At 57.7% G+C, this 16,242-nt stretch carries 14 protein-coding genes and 1 riboswitch; of the genes, 5 read left to right on the top strand and 9 right to left on the bottom strand.

Features of this window, described 5'->3' with window-relative positions:
* Positions 1–144: 144 nt before the first annotated feature.
* Entirely contained in the window at positions 145–807 is a 663-nt protein-coding gene (locus EDF81_RS16790; protein WP_123349297.1) for a DUF1190 family protein, read from the top strand.
* A gap of 5 nt (positions 808–812) precedes the next feature.
* Positions 813–1,973 carry a glutathionylspermidine synthase family protein gene (locus tag EDF81_RS16785; RefSeq protein ID WP_123349296.1) on the top strand — a complete coding sequence of 387 codons (1,161 nt, stop codon included), beginning with the start codon at positions 813–815 and terminating at the stop codon, positions 1,971–1,973.
* 55 nt (positions 1,974–2,028) lie between these two features.
* Here EDF81_RS16785 and EDF81_RS16780 read toward each other — a convergent pair whose 3' ends face one another.
* From EDF81_RS16780 to ribB, 5 genes are all read right to left on the bottom strand, one after another.
* Positions 2,029–3,315 (bottom strand): TRAP transporter large permease, encoded by a 1,287-nt coding sequence (locus tag EDF81_RS16780; RefSeq protein ID WP_123349295.1) that lies wholly within the window; start codon positions 3,313–3,315, stop codon positions 2,029–2,031.
* A 27-nt stretch (positions 3,316–3,342) separates the two neighbouring features.
* Positions 3,343–3,852 carry a TRAP transporter small permease gene (locus EDF81_RS16775; RefSeq protein ID WP_123349294.1) on the bottom strand — a complete coding sequence of 170 codons (510 nt, stop codon included), beginning with the start codon at positions 3,850–3,852 and terminating at the stop codon, positions 3,343–3,345.
* A gap of 84 nt (positions 3,853–3,936) precedes the next feature.
* Positions 3,937–4,914, bottom strand: coding sequence for a TRAP transporter substrate-binding protein (locus EDF81_RS16770; RefSeq protein ID WP_123349293.1), 978 nt, complete (start codon positions 4,912–4,914; stop codon positions 3,937–3,939).
* Between the two features lie 324 nt (positions 4,915–5,238).
* Positions 5,239–6,021 (bottom strand): 4,5-DOPA dioxygenase extradiol, encoded by a 783-nt coding sequence (ygiD, locus tag EDF81_RS16765; RefSeq protein WP_123349292.1) that lies wholly within the window; start codon positions 6,019–6,021, stop codon positions 5,239–5,241.
* A gap of 158 nt (positions 6,022–6,179) precedes the next feature.
* On the bottom strand, positions 6,180–6,833 hold the full coding sequence (gene ribB / locus EDF81_RS16760) for a 3,4-dihydroxy-2-butanone-4-phosphate synthase (protein WP_123349291.1): 654 nt from the start codon (positions 6,831–6,833) through the stop codon (positions 6,180–6,182).
* Between the two features lie 93 nt (positions 6,834–6,926).
* Positions 6,927–7,079: riboswitch (FMN riboswitch) on the bottom strand.
* A 123-nt stretch (positions 7,080–7,202) separates the two neighbouring features.
* Here ribB and ubiK point away from each other — a divergent pair.
* Positions 7,203–7,499 carry a ubiquinone biosynthesis accessory factor UbiK gene (ubiK, locus tag EDF81_RS16755; protein ID WP_123349290.1) on the top strand — a complete coding sequence of 99 codons (297 nt, stop codon included), beginning with the start codon at positions 7,203–7,205 and terminating at the stop codon, positions 7,497–7,499.
* A 44-nt stretch (positions 7,500–7,543) separates the two neighbouring features.
* On the opposite strand, the gene hldE is transcribed toward ubiK, so the two are convergent.
* From hldE to EDF81_RS16740, 3 genes are all read right to left on the bottom strand, one after another.
* Positions 7,544–8,977 (bottom strand): bifunctional D-glycero-beta-D-manno-heptose-7-phosphate kinase/D-glycero-beta-D-manno-heptose 1-phosphate adenylyltransferase HldE, encoded by a 1,434-nt coding sequence (gene hldE / locus EDF81_RS16750; protein ID WP_123349289.1) that lies wholly within the window; start codon positions 8,975–8,977, stop codon positions 7,544–7,546.
* A gap of 75 nt (positions 8,978–9,052) precedes the next feature.
* On the bottom strand, positions 9,053–11,887 hold the full coding sequence (glnE, locus tag EDF81_RS16745) for a bifunctional [glutamate--ammonia ligase]-adenylyl-L-tyrosine phosphorylase/[glutamate--ammonia-ligase] adenylyltransferase (RefSeq protein ID WP_123349288.1): 2,835 nt from the start codon (positions 11,885–11,887) through the stop codon (positions 9,053–9,055).
* Between the two features lie 15 nt (positions 11,888–11,902).
* Positions 11,903–13,204 carry an inorganic triphosphatase gene (locus tag EDF81_RS16740; RefSeq protein WP_123349287.1) on the bottom strand — a complete coding sequence of 434 codons (1,302 nt, stop codon included), beginning with the start codon at positions 13,202–13,204 and terminating at the stop codon, positions 11,903–11,905.
* 242 nt (positions 13,205–13,446) lie between these two features.
* Between EDF81_RS16740 and EDF81_RS16735 the strand changes: the two genes are divergently transcribed.
* Positions 13,447–14,067 (top strand): TIGR04211 family SH3 domain-containing protein, encoded by a 621-nt coding sequence (locus EDF81_RS16735; protein ID WP_123349541.1) that lies wholly within the window; start codon positions 13,447–13,449, stop codon positions 14,065–14,067.
* A gap of 90 nt (positions 14,068–14,157) precedes the next feature.
* Entirely contained in the window at positions 14,158–15,432 is a 1,275-nt protein-coding gene (locus EDF81_RS16730; protein WP_123349286.1) for a multifunctional CCA addition/repair protein, read from the top strand.
* On the opposite strand, the gene bacA is transcribed toward EDF81_RS16730, so the two are convergent.
* Complete coding sequence (gene bacA / locus EDF81_RS16725) at positions 15,414–16,235, bottom strand: undecaprenyl-diphosphate phosphatase (RefSeq protein ID WP_123349285.1); 822 nt, start codon at positions 16,233–16,235, stop codon at positions 15,414–15,416. The genes EDF81_RS16730 and bacA overlap by 19 nt on opposite strands.
* Between the last annotated feature and the right edge of the window lie 7 nt (positions 16,236–16,242).

Here is a 16,242-nt window from a genome sequence, read left to right as displayed (position 1 = left end):
CAAACGGGGGCATCAGCCCCCGTTTTTACGTAAGGCAACGTAAAGACCCGCCTGCAACGCCCGTCCCTGCTTCATTTTCAGCCACTCATCCTCTATCCTTAACGCAATTTTTCACGCACTACCACTGGGTCCAGGAAGACAATAATGAAACGGACAAAAAACATTCATCAGGCCACGTTTCGTAAGAGCTGGAGCGCCCGTCATCTGACGCCGGTTGCCCTGGCCGTTACGGCGGTGATTATGCTGGCTGGCTGTGAGCAAAGCGACGAAACGGTGTCGATGTATCAGAACGCCGACGACTGTTCGACGGCGAATCCGGGCAAAAGCGCGGAATGTACCACCACCTATAACAACGCGCTGAAAGAAGCCGAGCGCACCGCGCCGAAATACGCCTCCCGTGAAGACTGCGTGGCCGAATTCGGCGAAGGCCAGTGCCAGCAGACTCCGGCTCAGGCCGGTATGGTGCCGGAGAATCAGGCACAGACGCAGTCCAGCGGCAGCTTCTGGATGCCGTTGATGGCGGGCTATATGATGGGCCGCATGATGAGCGGCGGCGCGCAGCATCAGCCGCTGTTCAGCTCGCGCAACCCGGCAAGCCCGGCCTACGGTCAGTATACCGACGCCGCAGGTAAGAGCTACGGTGCCGCACAGCCAGGCCGTACCACCACGGTTCCGAAAACGGCGATGGCACCGAAACCGGCCACCACCTCCACCATTACCCGTGGCGGCTTTGGCGAGTCCGTGGCGAAGCAAACCACGATGCAGCGTAGCGCGACCGGCAGCACCTCCCGCTCAATGGGTGGCTGATCGGCATGGAAAGAATCAGCATTACCGAGCGTCCGGGCTGGCGTGAAAAAGCCACCGAGTTCGGCTTTAATTTTCACACCATGTACGGCGAACCCTACTGGTGCGAAGAGGCCTACTATAAGCTGAGCCTCGCCCAGGTCGACAAGCTGGAAGAGGTCACCGCTGAACTGCATCAGATGTGCCTGAAGGTCGTGGAAAAAGTGGTCGCCAGCGATGAGCTGATGGCCAAATTCCGCATTCCAAAGCACACCTGGAGCTTTGTCCGCCAGTCGTGGCAAACCCATCAGCCGTCGCTCTACTCGCGTCTGGATCTGGCGTGGGACGGCACGGGTGAACCTAAGCTGCTTGAGAACAACGCCGATACGCCCACGTCCCTGTATGAAGCCGCTTTTTTCCAGTGGCTGTGGCTTGAAGATCAGCTCAACGCCGGTAACCTGCCGGAGAACAGCGATCAGTTCAACAGCCTGCAGGAAAAGCTGATCGAGCGCTTTGCCGCGCTGCGTGAATCCCACGGTTTCCAGCTGCTGCATCTGACCTGCTGTCGCGACACCGTCGAAGATCGCGGTACCGTACAGTATCTGCAGGACTGCGCGGCTGAAGCGGGCGTCGCCACCGAGTTTCTCTATATTGAGGACATCGGCCTCGGTGAGAAAGGTCAGTTTACCGATCTGCAGGACCAGGTGATCGGCAATCTGTTCAAGCTCTACCCGTGGGAGTATATGCTACGCGAGATCTTCTCCACCAAGCTAGAAGACGCTGGCGTTCGCTGGCTGGAGCCGGCGTGGAAAAGCATTATCTCCAATAAAGCGCTGCTGCCGCTGCTGTGGGAAATGTTCCCTGACCACCCGAATCTGCTCCCGGCTTACTTTGCTGACGATGCGTATCCCGCGATGGATAAGTTCGTTATCAAGCCGATCTTCTCTCGCGAAGGCGCTAACGTCTCGATCGTCGAAAACGGCAAAACCATCGAGCAGGTGGAAGGTCCCTACGGTGAAGAAGGGATGATCGTCCAGCAGTTCTGCCCGCTGCCAAAGTTTGGCGACAGCTATATGCTGATCGGCAGCTGGCTAATTAACGACCAGCCTGCGGGAATTGGCATCCGCGAGGATCGCGCCCTGATTACCCAGGATCTCTCCCGCTTCTATCCGCATATTTTTGTTGAGTAAGCGGCGCTGAGCGCAAAAGAAAAACCCGGCTTTTTAAGGCCGGGTTTTTTTATGGCTACATCACACCGAAAAACGTAGGCAGGAATAGCGAGATCGCCGGGATATAGGTCACCAGCATCAGGACAAAGAAGAGGATGGCATAGAACGGCAGCATCGCTTTCACCACCTGTTCAATGGTCTGCTTACTCACCGCACTGGCGACAAACAATACCGATCCTACCGGCGGCGTGATCAGCCCGATACCGAGGTTCACCAGCATGATCATCCCGAAATGGACCGGATCGATCCCCAGGCTGTTGGTCACCGGCAGCAGCACCGGCGTCAGGATCAGGATCAGCGGGGCCATATCCATCAACGTCCCGATCAGCAGCAGCATGATGTTAATGCACATCAGGATCACATACTTGTTATCGCTGATGCTGGTAAAGGCTTCGGTGATCCGCATCGGCAGCTGCATATAGGTCATGATCGCGCCAAACGCAGCGGCAAAACCAATCAGGATCATCACGATGGTCACCGTCTTCACGGTGCGGTACATCAGCTTCGGCAGCTCGGACCATTTGTAGTCACGGTAGATAAACATAGTGACGAAAAAGGCCCACAGACAGGCGATCGCCGCGGATTCAGTGGCGGTGAAAATACCGGACAGGATCCCGCCCATGATGATCACCACGGTCATCAGGCCCCAAAGGGTGTCGACAAAAATCTTCAGCGCCTGACGGAACGGGACCCGCTCACCCTTCGGATAGCCGCGCTTATGGGCAAACAGCACGCACATCACCATCAGGGTCATACTCAGCAGCAGCCCCGGCAGGATACCGGCGATAAACAGCGCGGCAATCGACACCGTACCGCCGGTCGCCAGAGAGTAGATCACCGAGTTATGGCTGGGCGGCGTCAGGATAGCCTGTACCGATCCGCTGGCCGTCACCGCCGCAGCGAAGTCACGCGGATAGCCTTTTTTGTCCATCTCCGGGATCATCACAGAGCCGATAGAGGCGGTATCCGCCACCGACGAACCGGAGATCGCGCCGAAAAAGGTCGAGGCGACGATATTCACCAGCGACAGGCCGCCGCGAATAAAGCCGACAAAGATATAGGCAAAGTTGACCAGCCGACGGGCAATCCCTCCTTCGGCCATAATGGCCCCTGCCAGGATAAAGAACGGGATCGCCAACAGCGAGAACTTGTTTACGCCGTTGGTCAGCTGGATCATGACCGCTTCCAGCGGGATATCAATATACCAGGCGCCAATAATCGCACTGATGCCAACGGCATAGGCAACCGGCACCCCAATCGCCAGCATAATGCCGAGCGTAAAGACCAGAATAAATGCATCCATAGACTTTCCTTACCGGGGGTCCGGCGGTTAACTCGACGAGCCCAGCATAACCACCGGACGATGGTGCTGCGATCCGCACAGAATTTTCTCAAGAATAAACAGGATGGTTATCGCAGAACCGATCGGTAACGGCAGATAGCTTTCACCTGCGGTAAAGACCGGGAACTCAGCCACCGGCTGTTCCCACAGCTCGGCACAGAGTGCAGCGCCGTACCAGAAGATAAACACGCTGATAGCCATCAGCATCAGGTCCGCCAGAATCATGCACAGCCTGCGGGCGTTTTCTCCCAGCCGATCGACCACCATGCTGACCGCAATATGCGAACCGGCGCGATAGCTCACCGCCGCCCCAATAAAGGTAAAAGTCACCATGCAGATAATCGCCACCGGCTCCGGCCAGGAGAGTGCGCTGTTCATGACATAGCGCGCAAAGATCCCCACCGGGATCACCGCCACCATGACCAATAGCGCCAGGCCGGCAATCCACATGGATATTCGATACAGAATATCCATCAATAATGAATAACGCTCACCCATACAATTTGCCCCGGTAATAATATATTTTCGCAAACGGAAAAAGAGCGACAGGAAAACGGGCAGCTATTGCTGCCCGCTCTGGTGTTATTTCACTTCCTGAATACGGTTAATCAGATCCTGGTGATCTTTACCATACTTGTCACGAACGGACTGGGTGGCCTGATAGAAAGGCGCGGTATCCATTTCATGGAACTGAACGCCACCGGCTTTCATCGCTTCCAGTGATTTATCATTGTAGGCTTTCCACAATTCACGCTGCTCGGCCTGGGCTTCTTTCGCCAGCTTGAGAATTAATTCCTGGTCCTCTTTTTTCAGCTTATCCCATTTGGCTTTGGAGAATAAAAACAGCTCGGGAATAATGAAGTGTTTGCTCCAGGTGTAGTTCTTCACCACCGGCAGGTAGTTATGGGCAACAAAGGTCGGCGGGTTATTCTCAGTGCCGTCGATGACCCCGGTTTGCATGCCGCTAAACACCTCGCTCACGCCCATCGCCACCGAGTTCGCCCCCATCGCCTTCAGGGTATCCAGCGCAATCGGGCTGCCCTGCACGCGGATCTTCATGCCTTTTAAATCTTCCGCTTTGGTCACCGGGGCCTTGGTGATCAGGTTGCGGGTGCCCGCATCCATCCAGCCGAGGAAAATCAGACGCGATTTGCTGCTGGCCGAAAGGCGATCGCCGATCTCCTTGCCAATCATGCCGTCGAGCACTTTGTGCATATGATCTTCATCACGGAAAATATAGGGCAGCGTAAAGACGTTGATTTCCGGCAGAATAGCGGCAACCGGCGTCATTGATACACGGATAATATCAATAGCGCCAATCTGTGCCTGTTCAATGACCTGTTTTTCATCGCCTAAGACACCGCCGGGAAACGTTTTAATCTCCAGACGACCATCGGTAGCTGCGCTGAGTTTTTCCCCCATATGCTGAACCGCGACGACGTTGGGATAATCCGCCGGGTGAACGTCGGCGGCACGGAAAGTTTGGGCCATGGTGGTATGAGAGATAAACAGCAATGCAGAGCTAATACAAACGTTGAGCAGTGTTTTCGCAGACTTCATCTTTCTGTTTCTCCAGAGGTTTTAATTTTTCGGAATAACAGTGACCACGGGCAGACCGCCCGGGGTGTAACACCAGATAGGGCTAAAAGAGTGCGTTCAGAATAGAATCAAGAAGAAGAGTAGTCAGTCAGGGGAATTATTGCGATGATAACCTTCACAAAAAACGCGCAGTTCCAGCACAGCGTTTCATTTTTGCAGCGAAGCTCTTTTTATTTTAAAAAAAACGTCATTTCAGTGGCTTTTTTTTGCGATCTGTCTCTTAGTTTTTTTATTTTCACAAAGTTCTGCAGACGCAAAAATGGCGCATTACGCGCCATTTCTGTTTTAGCCAATCAGCACCGACAGCATGCTCAGGGAGCCCATCTCAAGCCCGTCAACCGGAATGGTTATCGGCTCTTCGCCATCCCACGCGCCCAGCATATAGAGCAGCGGCAGGAAGTGATCCGGCGTCGGGTTAGAGAGCGAGCCGCCCTCATGGTCAAGATAGTTCACCAGCGGATGCTGATCTACCGGTCCCTGCCAGCTGAGGTTGTCCTTCACAAACTCATTGAACGATGTCGCCCACGGATACGGCGAGCTATCGCCATGCCAGCGTGCGGTACGCAGGTTATGCACCACGTTACCGCTGGCCACCAGCATAATCCCCTCGTCGCGCAGGGACGCCAGCTTACGGCCCATCTCAAAATGCCAGGCCGCCGGTTTGGTACTGTCGATACTCAGTTGCACCATCGGAATATCAGCATCGGGATACATTTTGATCAGCACGCCCCAGGAGCCGTGGTCAAAACCCCAGGCTTCTTTGTCCAGCGCCACCGGCACGGGTGCCAGCAGTTCCACCAGCTGCTGCGCCAGCGCCGGCGATCCCGGTGCCGGGTAATGGGTGTCGTACAGCGCCTGCGGGAAGCCGCCGAAATCGTGAATGGTCTTCGGTGTTTCCATCGCCGTGACGCCGGTTCCACGGGTAAACCAGTGAGCCGACACGACCACTATCGCTTTCGGGCGCGGCAGCGTCCGGCCCAGCTCGGCCCAGGCACGGGTATAAATATTGTCTTCCAGCACGTTCATCGGGCTGCCGTGACCTAAAAACAACGCGGGCATACGGGACATGATGTGATCCTCAGTGTGACAAGATGTAATAGTGCTACCTTACGCCCTTTTCACAGTAGAGAAACTCAGATAAGCATGATGATGATCATCAGGAAATTTGAATATAAAAAATGCCAGTCGATGACTGGCATTTCAGGCAGAAAGAGACGTCTGCGGGATTAGCTGGCTTTACGCTCGTGCTTGTGGCGATACGCCACCAGATCTTCGATCGTGACCACGGCCATATTGTGCTGCTGTGCAAAGGTGATGCACTCCGGAGCACGGGCCATGGAGCCGTCATCGTTGGTCAGTTCACACAGTACACCGGCCGGTTTAAAGCCTGCCAGGGTGACCAGATCGATGGTCGCTTCGGTATGACCGCCGCGGGTCAGCACGCCACCCGGCTGCGCACGCAGCGGGAACACGTGGCCAGGACGGTTCAGATCGGAAGGTTTCGCACCGTCGGCAATGGCAGCACGCACGGTCGTCACGCGGTCGGCAGCGGAAACGCCGGTGGTCACGCCATGGGCGGCTTCGATGGTCACGGTAAAGCCCGTGCCGTAGGCGCTGGTGTTGTTTTCCACCATCATCGGCAGGTCGAGCTGTTTACGGCGTTCTTCGGTGAGACACAGGCAGACAATCCCGCTACCGTGACGGATGGTCAGCGCCATCTGCTCAACGGTCATGGTTTCTGCTGCAAAGATCATATCGCCTTCGTTTTCACGGCTCTCGTCGTCGAGAACCATGACACCACGGCCTTCACGCAGCGCGGTCAGCGCGAGCTCAACGCGTTCGAGGGAAGAACCGAAAGAGGAAAGTAGCGTCTGATTCATGGTAATAAAACCTCATTAACATTATGGTTACCAGAATCAGGGCAGTCTTAGGAGTCAAAAAAATAACGTGCGCAGGCCGAAGCCTGACAAGATCGTTACTCTCTCCCATCCGGACTTTAACCGTCGGCCCCGGAATTACACCGGATCTGCTGACCTTCAAACCTGGCGGTCTGAAGCGCTCGCGGGCTTTCAGCGTTAAGCTGATTTACCGCCGGTGGGGAATTTCGCCCCGCCCTGAGAATAAGCAGGACAACTATAACGCTATTGACTATCTCCGGCAATGCATTCGAACGAAACATTTGTGGTTTATCACCACCGCCGTTAGCACTACAATGAGTGTATGAATCCAGCCAATCAGGGAATCCTGTTATGATTAACCCGAAAAAAATTGAACAAATTGCGCGTCAGGTCCACGAGTCAATGCCAAAAGGGATCCGCGACCTTGGCGAGGATGTCGAAAAGAAAATTCGCCAGGCCCTGCAGGCGCAGCTGACCCGTCTCGATCTGGTCAGTCGTGAAGAGTTCGACGTGCAGACCCAGGTTCTGCTGCGTACCCGCGAAAAACTGGCCCTGCTTGAGCAGCGTCTGAGCGAGCTGGAAAAACGCGGCGCGGAACCGGCCGTTACGCCCGCACCGGCGATCCCGCCGATCGATACGCAGGAATAAAAAAACGGGCCAGTTGGCCCGTTTTTGATCGCAGAAACAACGCCTTATTTATCGCTGTTGCGCTGGATCTTTTTGATGATATTGGTGGTCGAACAGCCGTCTTCAAAGTTGAGCACCAGCACATCCCCGCCGTTAGCCCACACCTCTTTGCTCCCGGCAATATCCTCCGGCTTATAGTCGCCGCCTTTGACCAGCAGATCCGGCAGGATCCCGGCGATCAGACGCTGCGGGGTGTCTTCTTCAAAGGAAACCACCCAGTCCACCGCTTCCAGCGCGCCCAGCACGATCATCCGCTGCTCCTGCGGGTTCACCGGACGGGTTTCGCCCTTCAGACGACGGGTCGAGGCATCGCTGTTCACCGCCACGATCAGACGATCGCCCAGCTTGCGGGCATTGGCGAGATAGGAGACATGACCGGCGTGCAGAATGTCAAAGACGCCGTTGGTCATCACCACTTTCTCACCGCGCTTACGCGCCGCCGCTACCGCGACCTTCAGCTCTTCTTCGCTCATCACGCCGAAGCCGGTTTCAGAGCGACCACGAACCGCGTTTTCCAGCTCAATCGGCGAAACGGTTGAGGTGCCGAGTTTGCCAACGACGACGCCCGCTGCCGCGTTAGCGAAGTAGCAGGCCTCTTCCAGCGAGTTGCCTGCCGCAAGGGTGGCTGCCAGTACGCCGATCACCGTATCGCCTGCGCCGGTCACGTCATACACTTCCTGCGCCAGCGTCGGCATATGCAGCGGCGCTTTACCCGGCTGCAGCAGCGTCATCCCCTGCTCGGAACGGGTCACCAGCAGCGCGGAGAGCTCGAAGTCGGCGATAATTTTCATCCCGCGTTCGACGATCTGCGCTTCGTCCTGGCATTTACCCGCGACCGCTTCGAACTCGGAGAGGTTCGGCGTCAGCAGGGTCGCACCGCGATAGCGTTCAAAATCGGTGCCTTTCGGGTCAATCAACACAGGAACACCGGCCACGCGTGCCAGCTGAATCATCTGCTGGACGCTTTCCAGCGCGCCTTTGGCGTAGTCGGAGAGCACCAGCGCCCCCACCTGCCCCAGCGCCTGACGGATACGATCGTGCATCGGCTGCGGATCGACTCCGGCAAAGCCCTCTTCAAAATCAAGGCGGATCAGCTGCTGGTTACGTGACAGCACGCGCAGCTTGGTGATGGTCGGATGGGTCGGAACAGAAACGAAATCACACTTCACGTTAACGTCGGCCAGTGCTTTGCTGAGCGCACGTGCCGCATCGTCAATGCCGGTCAGGCCCACCAGGCGTGAGCTGGCGCCCAGCGAGGCAATGTTCATCGCCACGTTTGCCGCGCCGCCCGGACGTTCTTCAATGGTATCGACTTTCACCACCGGCACCGGTGCTTCCGGTGAGATACGGCTGGTTGGGCCGTACCAGTAGCGATCCAGCATTACATCACCGACGACCATGACGCCTGCACGGCCAAACTCGGGCAGCGTTACTTTCATTCCTGACTCCAGAGAGATGTCAAATTTGCGCGCGATAATAACATATAGCAGCAGGATTTCGAGTTGCCACGATGGCTACGCCCCAAGCCACTTATGCCAGCTCTCGCTCACCTGCTTGCGTTCGTCGCTAAAGGCCTCCAGCGGCAGATAGCCCGGCTGCTCCTGTAGCGCAAGGTGATGTAGCTCATCGCGCAGAGTGGTGTAAGCCTCGGTCAGCGCCCGCGCCTCCTGCTCATCCATAATATCGTTCTGCGCCAGCAGCTCCAGAATGCGGACATTATCGGACCAGCGGGTTAACTTCGGCCGCTCGTGAGCGTAGCGCAGCACCAGATACTGGGTAATAAATTCAATATCGGTGATGCCGCCGGCATCGGTTTTAATATCAAAACTGTCGCGGTGCTTGCCGCTAAGATGGCTGCGCATTTTTTCGCGCATCTCGCGCACCTCAGTCTGTAGCTTATCGCCCTCACGCGGCAGGCTGAGAATATCGCGGCGAATGGCGTCAAACTGGACCTTAAGCTGCGGATCGCCGTACACCACCCGCGCCCGGACCAGCGCCTGATGTTCCCAGGTCCAGGCCTCATTGCGCTGATAGTCGGCAAAAGATTCCACGGTGGTCACCAGCATTCCCGCCGCACCGGACGGCCGCAGGCGGGCATCCACCTCATACAGAATCCCCGTCGACGTTCGGGTGCTGAACAGATGCATAATCCGCTGGGCAAGACGGAGATAGAACTGGCGGCCATCGATCTCGCGCTCGCCGTCGGTCATGACGTCCGCCGGACAGTCGTGGAGGAAGACCAGGTCGAGATCGGAACTGTAGCCCAGCTCCCAGCCGCCCAGCTTGCCGTAGCCCACCACCGCAAAACCGCGTCCTTCACGCTCGCGTAAATGCGTCGGCTGGCCGTAACGCGCCACCATTAGACCCCAGGCCTGACGCACTACCGCGTCGATCATCGCCTCCGCCAGCCAGGTTAAGTGATCGCTCACTTTCATCACCGGCAGCGTCCCGGCGATATCCGCCGCCGCTACGCGCAGCAGCTGGGCCTGCTTAAACTGGCGCATCGCCTCCAGCTGTTGCTCCTCGTCCTCTTCCGGCACCCGCAGCAGATACTGCCGCAGCTCGTCGCGATAGGCGTCGGTTGCCGTCGGCTGGTAGAGCGTCGCCGGATCCAGCAGCTCGTCGAGCAGCAGCGGATAGCGTGCCAGCTGGCTGGCAACCATGGGCGACGCAGCGCAGAGGGAGATTAAATGCTTGAGCGCACCGGGGAATTCACTCAGCAGCTCAAGGTAGGTCGTGCGGGTGATAATCCCGGTCAGCAGCGGCGTCATCCGGGAGAGCGGCACCGCCGCATCGGGCCGCGCACAGACGTCGCGCAGCAGAGGCGGCATCAGATTATCCAGCACCTGACGGCCACGCGGGCCAATGGTGCGCCTGTCCAGCTCTTTACGGAAATCGGCAATCAGCGCCACCACCTGATTACGCTGCTCCGCCGGAAGGTGCGCCAGCGCAGAAGGGGTATCATCCTCCTGGAGCGCATCCTGCCACAGCTCCCGCCAGTGTTCGGCCAGCTGGTCATCGGGGCTGGCGCTTTCATCATCGCCGATCAGATCGTTGAAGACCTGGCGGACGCCGTCCATATGCGTGGCCAGCGTACGTTCAAGGCTGGCCCAGTCCTCGCACTGCATTGCCCAGGCCAGACGGGCGCGATTCAGTTCATCCCCGGGCAGGGTCTGGGTCTGCTCGTCGTTAATGCTCTGCAGCAGGTTTTCCAGCCGCCGTAAAAACAGATACGCCTCGCGCAGCCGCCTGGCATCCGCCTCAGGAAGAAGGTGCAGCGCCTCAATCGCGGCCAGGGTGGGCAGCAGCGCACGCAGCTGAAGCGATGGCTCGCGGCCGCCGCGGATCAGCTGGAAGACCTGCACAATAAATTCGATTTCACGGATGCCGCCCGCACCCAGCTTGATATTGTCCTTCAGCCCGCGACGGCGAACTTCACGGGCGATCATGCCCTTCATATTGCGCAGGGACTGGATGACGCTGAAGTCGATATAACGGCGGAAAACAAAGGGTCGCAGCATGGCGCGCAGTTCGCTGGCGTAGGCGCCATCGTCGCCCATAATCCGCGCCTTCACCATCGCATAGCGCTCCCAGTCGCGGCCCTGCTCCTGGTAATAATCCTCCAGCGCGGCAAAGCTCAGTACCAGCGGGCCGCTGTCGCCAAAGGGACGCAGACGCATATCCACTCGATAAACAAAGCCGTCCTGGGTTGGCTGGTCGAGCGCTTTAATCAGCCGCTGGCCGAGACGCGTAAAGAACTGGGCGTTATCCAGCTCCCGCCGCCCGCCGAGGGTGACGCCGTTTTCCGGCCAGGCAAAGATTAAGTCGATATCGGAGGAGAAGTTCAGCTCCCCGCCGCCCAGCTTGCCCATCCCGAGGATCAGCAGCGGCTGCGCGTCTCCGTTCGGCCCGGATGGCGTGCCCCACTCGCGACAGCAGGCGGCATAGAGCCAGTCGCGGGCGGCAATAATCAGGGTTTCCGCCAGCACGCTCAGCTGCTGCAGGGTACTCTCTTCATTGACCAGGCACAGCGTCTGCGCCCAGGCGATACGCACCATAATGCGTCGCCGGAACAGGCGCAGCTCGCGCATCAGCCCCGCTTCATCACCCACTGACGCCAGCGTCTCCTGCAGCCACTGTGCGTAGTGCTGCCACTCTTCCGCTTCTGGCGGGCAGCTCTCCAGCTGCGCCAGCCATTCGGGATGCGCCGTCAGGCTCTGCTGGACGAAATCACTAAAAGTCAGCACCGCAAGCGCCTGCTCGCTCAGCCCTGATAAAGGAAAATCGTCCGGCAGCCTGTCCTGTACCGTCTGCCAGTGCTGCTGTAACTGCGAAGAGAGCGGCGTCATATGAGAGTCCCTGGGTTATTGTTTTCCGCTATGTAACCAGAAAGGCGCCGTTGCCAGCGCGTCGGTACGGCAATCTTCAGTTTCATGACGCCGGTTGGTCAGGATGGCGTAATGCAGCCCCTGCCAGTTATCCAGCCAGGCCTGTACCTTCGCCAGATCGTAATAGCCTGCGAGCAGCAGAACGCTGTCAATCTCACGCGTCAGACGCGGGAGCTGATCTTTGTAGCTGTCGCCCAGAGAGCGTAAGAATGTGCTTTTCAGCTCGGCCGCCGCACGGGAAAGCTGCACGTCTGAAAAACGCTTAAAGGAACCGGCGATTTTTGCCTGCGCCTTCTCGTCGAGGAACGGCTGCCAGCCTCGGCCAATCAGCCATTCGGTGAGGGCCAGCTTCGCCAGCGCCACTTCCGAACTGCAGGCGGCGGTTTGCGCCGAGACATCGGAGGTCAGCGTCGCTTCAGAAAGGGTTAACAGGTCACGTAAGTGAGCGCTCGCTTTTCGCGGGACCAGGCTGCCAAACAGGGTCAGCGCATGGCGAAGTAACGCCACGGCACCCAGCACTTCGGCTTTCGCCTTCGGTACGCCGCGCACCCAGAGTTCTTCATGGTACTGCCACTGGTTCAGCGCCAGCTCCAGCGCGGCTTCCAGACCCTGCTCGATGCTCGCCTTTGGCGCCACCTGCAGGACAGGCGTCGGCCGCAGCAGACGTTCTTCATTGCCCTGGGCCAGATGATACCCGCGTGCCGCCTTGCTCAGGCTCCCCTGGCGCAGTACCGCCTGGCCCACCAGCTGACGCGCCAGCTTGAGCACATCGGCGGTATTGCCCTGCAGCAGTTCCAGTTCCAGCTCGCAAATCGCTTCCTGATGCTCACCGGCTTTCACCTCGCCAAGGTCGAGGGCGATCTCAATCCGGCTCTCACCCACCTCAACCAGCCATTTTTCCCGCAGGAAATCGGTGCTGAACAGCGGCTGCACGCGCTCAGCAAGATCGGCCGGTAGTTGGCCATCGGGCCAGACGTCCGTCGGCAGGCGCGCCAGATCCAGCTCGGCCTGGCTCAGTTCAATATTGTATTCCGGGCGCTGATGCAGCCCGCCAACCACGCGACCGGCGATCTTCATGGTCATTTCATAGCGGCCATTTTCACCACGAATGCGCAGCCCCATATCATGGCTACGCAGCCAGTTATCCGGCGTCTCGTAGTAGATATTCAGCAGCTGGACCGGGGGAACATGCTCCGCGGTCAGCGTATTCAGATGGGCGCGCAGCGTATCCACGCCGTCGGGATTAACGATAAACTTTAATTCGATTTCTTGAGCCATGGCTGCATTCTTATAGTTGTGCCGACGTCACACCCTGAGGGCATGCGGCGAACTTACTTGGGTCTTACTTGTCAGTAGATAGTATTTTGCGTCAAAGCGCCATACAACGCGACCCTGACAAAATGCAAAGTTTGATTGTCATTCAGTTCGACCTGGATGATTCCGATTGATGCTGAATGCTTTGCGTCGTCAGACTGATGACACTACTATTGTTCCACTTTTCAGATATTAACGATGATCTAATGCCAAAATTACGCCTGACCGGACTGATTTTTCTTGCACTTAGCGTTTCCACTGTGGCTCATGCCGAAGAAAAGCGTTATGTCTCTGATGAACTAAGCACCTGGCTGCGCAGCGGCCCGGGCGACAATTTTCGCCTGGTGGGAACGCTGAATGCCGGGGAAGAAGTTGCCCTGCTGCAAACCAACGACAGCACCCGCTATGGCCAGATCCGCGACAATACAGGTCGTACTGCCTGGATCCCGCTGAAAGAGCTGAATACCGATCCCAGCCTGCGCACCCGCGTACCGGAACTGGAAAATCAGGTCAAAACCCTGACCGATAAACTGAACAATATTGACACCACCTGGAACCAGCGCACTGCCGATATGCAGCAGAAAGTGGCGCAGAGCGACGGGGTGATCAACGGGCTGAAAGACGAGAATCAGAAGCTTAGAAATGAGCTGATTGTCGCGCAGAAAAAAGTCAGCGCGGCCAATCTTCAGCTGGATGACAAACAGCGCACCATCATCATGCAGTGGTTTATGTACGGCGGCGGCGTGCTCGGCATGGGTCTGCTGCTCGGCCTGGTGCTCCCGCATATGATCCCTGGCCGTAAACGTAAAGATCGCTGGATGAACTGATCTTCCTGCCCCGGCAAATTCCGGGAGTCGCCTTCTCCTCTACACTTACGTATTATCTGTCAGCAGTGACGTAATGAGGAGAAAGGCGGCGTGAAGAGTTATCTGGTCGGTGGTGCAGTACGGGATACGTTGTTAGGACTACCGGTCAAAGACAGAGATTGGGTGGTAACAGGCAGTACGCCTCAGCAGATGCTGGACGCGGGCTATCAGCAGGTAGGGCGCGATTTCCCGGTCTTTCTGCACCCGCAAACGCGGGAAGAGTATGCCCTGGCGCGTACCGAGCGAAAATCCGGCTCCGGCTATACCGGTTTCACCTGCTATGCCGCACCGGACGTGACTCTCGAGGATGATTTAGAGCGTCGCGATCTCACCATCAATGCGATTGCCCAGGCCGAAGACGGCAGCCATATCGACCCTTACGGCGGCCGTGACGATTTACGCAATCGCCTGCTGCGCCACGTTTCCCCCGCCTTTAGCGAAGATCCCCTGCGCGTTTTACGCGTGGCGCGTTTCGCCGCCCGCTACGCGCACCTTAGCTTCCGCATTGCCGATGAAACCCTGACCTTAATGCGCGATATGACCGCCGCAGGTGAGCTTGAACACCTGACGCCGGAGCGCGTCTGGAAGGAGACGGAAAACGCCCTGCGCAGCCATAACCCTCAGGTTTACTTCCAGGTGCTGCGCGACTGCGGCGCGCTGAAGGTGCTGTTCCCGGAAATTGACGCCCTGTACGGCGTTCCGGCTCCGGCCAAATGGCACCCGGAAATCGACACGGGTATTCATACGCTGATGACGCTGTCGATGGCGGCGATGCTGTCACCGGAGGTCGACATACGCTTTGCCACCCTGTGCCACGATCTCGGCAAAGGATTGACGCCAAAAGCCCTGTGGCCACGCCATCACGGTCACGGCCCGGCGGGCGTCAGGCTGGTTGAACGCGTCTGCCAGCGCCTGCGCGTGCCGAACGAGATCCGCGATCTGGCGAAGCTGGTGGCGGAGTTTCACGATCTGATCCACACCTTCCCGATCCTGCAGGCCAAAACCATCGTTAAGCTGTTCGATAATATTGATGCCTGGCGCAAACCGCACCGTGTCGAGCAGATTGCGCTCACCAGCGAAGCCGACGTACGCGGACGGACCGGTTTTGAAAACTGCGACTATCCGCAGGGACGTCTGCTGCGTGAATCATGGGAAGTGGCAAAGGCCGTCTCGACTCAGGACGTGGTTGCCGCTGGTTTTCAGGGCGCGGCGATCCGCGAGGAGCTGACCAAAAGGCGTATTCGGGCGGTTGAGCAGTGGAAAGCGCAACGTTGTCCCCAGCCGCAGGCCGGGGACAACGAAGAGGATCAGAAGAAGACCACGTAAACCGCCGCGGCGACCACAAAGCGGTAGATTGCGAACGGAATAAACGAGATGCGTTTGATCAGCTGCAGGAAGGTTTTAATCGCCACCAGCGCCACCAGGAACGCGGTGACAAAGCCGACGGCGAACATGGGGATATCCGCCACGGAGAGGAAGTGCCAGCTCTTATAGAGGTCCAGCGCGGTGGCCCCCATCATCATCGGCACCGCCAGCAGGAACGAAAACTCCGAAGCTGCATAGCGGCTGACACCCACCAGCATCCCGCCGGAGATCGTCGCACCCGAGCGGGAAAAGCCCGGCCACAGAGCCAGACACTGGAAGCAACCAATCATAAAGGCCTGGCGATACGTCATATCATCCAGACCCGGCGCACGCGGCTCTTTCGGCTTCAGTAGCTCTGCGGCAATCAGCAAGAAGCCACCGACCACCAGGGCGTACATGACGTTAATCGGGTTAAACAGCGACTTGATGGTATCGTGGAGCAACAGCCCCAGCACCACGGCCGGGATCATCCCCAGCAGGATATGAATCAGCGTCAGGCGACCTTTACCGGTGCCTTCCTGCTGCGGCGGACGCCCAAAATGGATACCAATCAGACCAAACAGACGACGCCAGAACATCACTACCACGGCCAGAATAGAACCGAGTTGGATCACCACTTCAAAGGTCTTCGCCGTTTCGCCCTCGAAGCCGAGAAGATGTCCGACGATGATCATATGGCCGGTACTGGAGACCGGTAAGAACTCCGTCAATCCTTCGACCACACCCAAAATCGCTGCTATCAGCAGGGAGTGCATATCGCTCATCATTAAC

Origin of the sequence: Enterobacter sp. BIGb0383 (assembly GCF_003751845.1) — a bacterium.
Classification (GTDB): Bacteria; Pseudomonadota; Gammaproteobacteria; order Enterobacterales; family Enterobacteriaceae; genus BIGb0383.
The sequence above is the reverse complement of the archived record's forward strand: the minus strand, read 5'-3'. Positions and strand labels throughout refer to the sequence as shown.

Coding starts and splice junctions, on each gene's coding strand:
- ribB (WP_123349291.1), bottom strand. CDS start 6,833: ATGAATCAGACGCTACTTTCCTCTTTCGGTTCTTCCCTCGAACGCGTT.
- bacA (WP_123349285.1), bottom strand. CDS start 16,235: ATGAGCGATATGCACTCCCTGCTGATAGCAGCGATTTTGGGTGTGGTC.
- EDF81_RS16735 (WP_123349541.1), top strand. CDS start 13,447: ATGCCAAAATTACGCCTGACCGGACTGATTTTTCTTGCACTTAGCGTT.
- EDF81_RS16780 (WP_123349295.1), bottom strand. CDS start 3,315: ATGGATGCATTTATTCTGGTCTTTACGCTCGGCATTATGCTGGCGATT.
- ygiD (WP_123349292.1), bottom strand. CDS start 6,021: ATGTCCCGTATGCCCGCGTTGTTTTTAGGTCACGGCAGCCCGATGAAC.
- EDF81_RS16790 (WP_123349297.1), top strand. CDS start 145: ATGAAACGGACAAAAAACATTCATCAGGCCACGTTTCGTAAGAGCTGG.
- EDF81_RS16775 (WP_123349294.1), bottom strand. CDS start 3,852: ATGGGTGAGCGTTATTCATTATTGATGGATATTCTGTATCGAATATCC.
- EDF81_RS16770 (WP_123349293.1), bottom strand. CDS start 4,914: ATGAAGTCTGCGAAAACACTGCTCAACGTTTGTATTAGCTCTGCATTG.
- glnE (WP_123349288.1), bottom strand. CDS start 11,887: ATGACGCCGCTCTCTTCGCAGTTACAGCAGCACTGGCAGACGGTACAG.
- EDF81_RS16785 (WP_123349296.1), top strand. CDS start 813: ATGGAAAGAATCAGCATTACCGAGCGTCCGGGCTGGCGTGAAAAAGCC.
- hldE (WP_123349289.1), bottom strand. CDS start 8,977: ATGAAAGTAACGCTGCCCGAGTTTGGCCGTGCAGGCGTCATGGTCGTC.
- ubiK (WP_123349290.1), top strand. CDS start 7,203: ATGATTAACCCGAAAAAAATTGAACAAATTGCGCGTCAGGTCCACGAG.
- EDF81_RS16740 (WP_123349287.1), bottom strand. CDS start 13,204: ATGGCTCAAGAAATCGAATTAAAGTTTATCGTTAATCCCGACGGCGTG.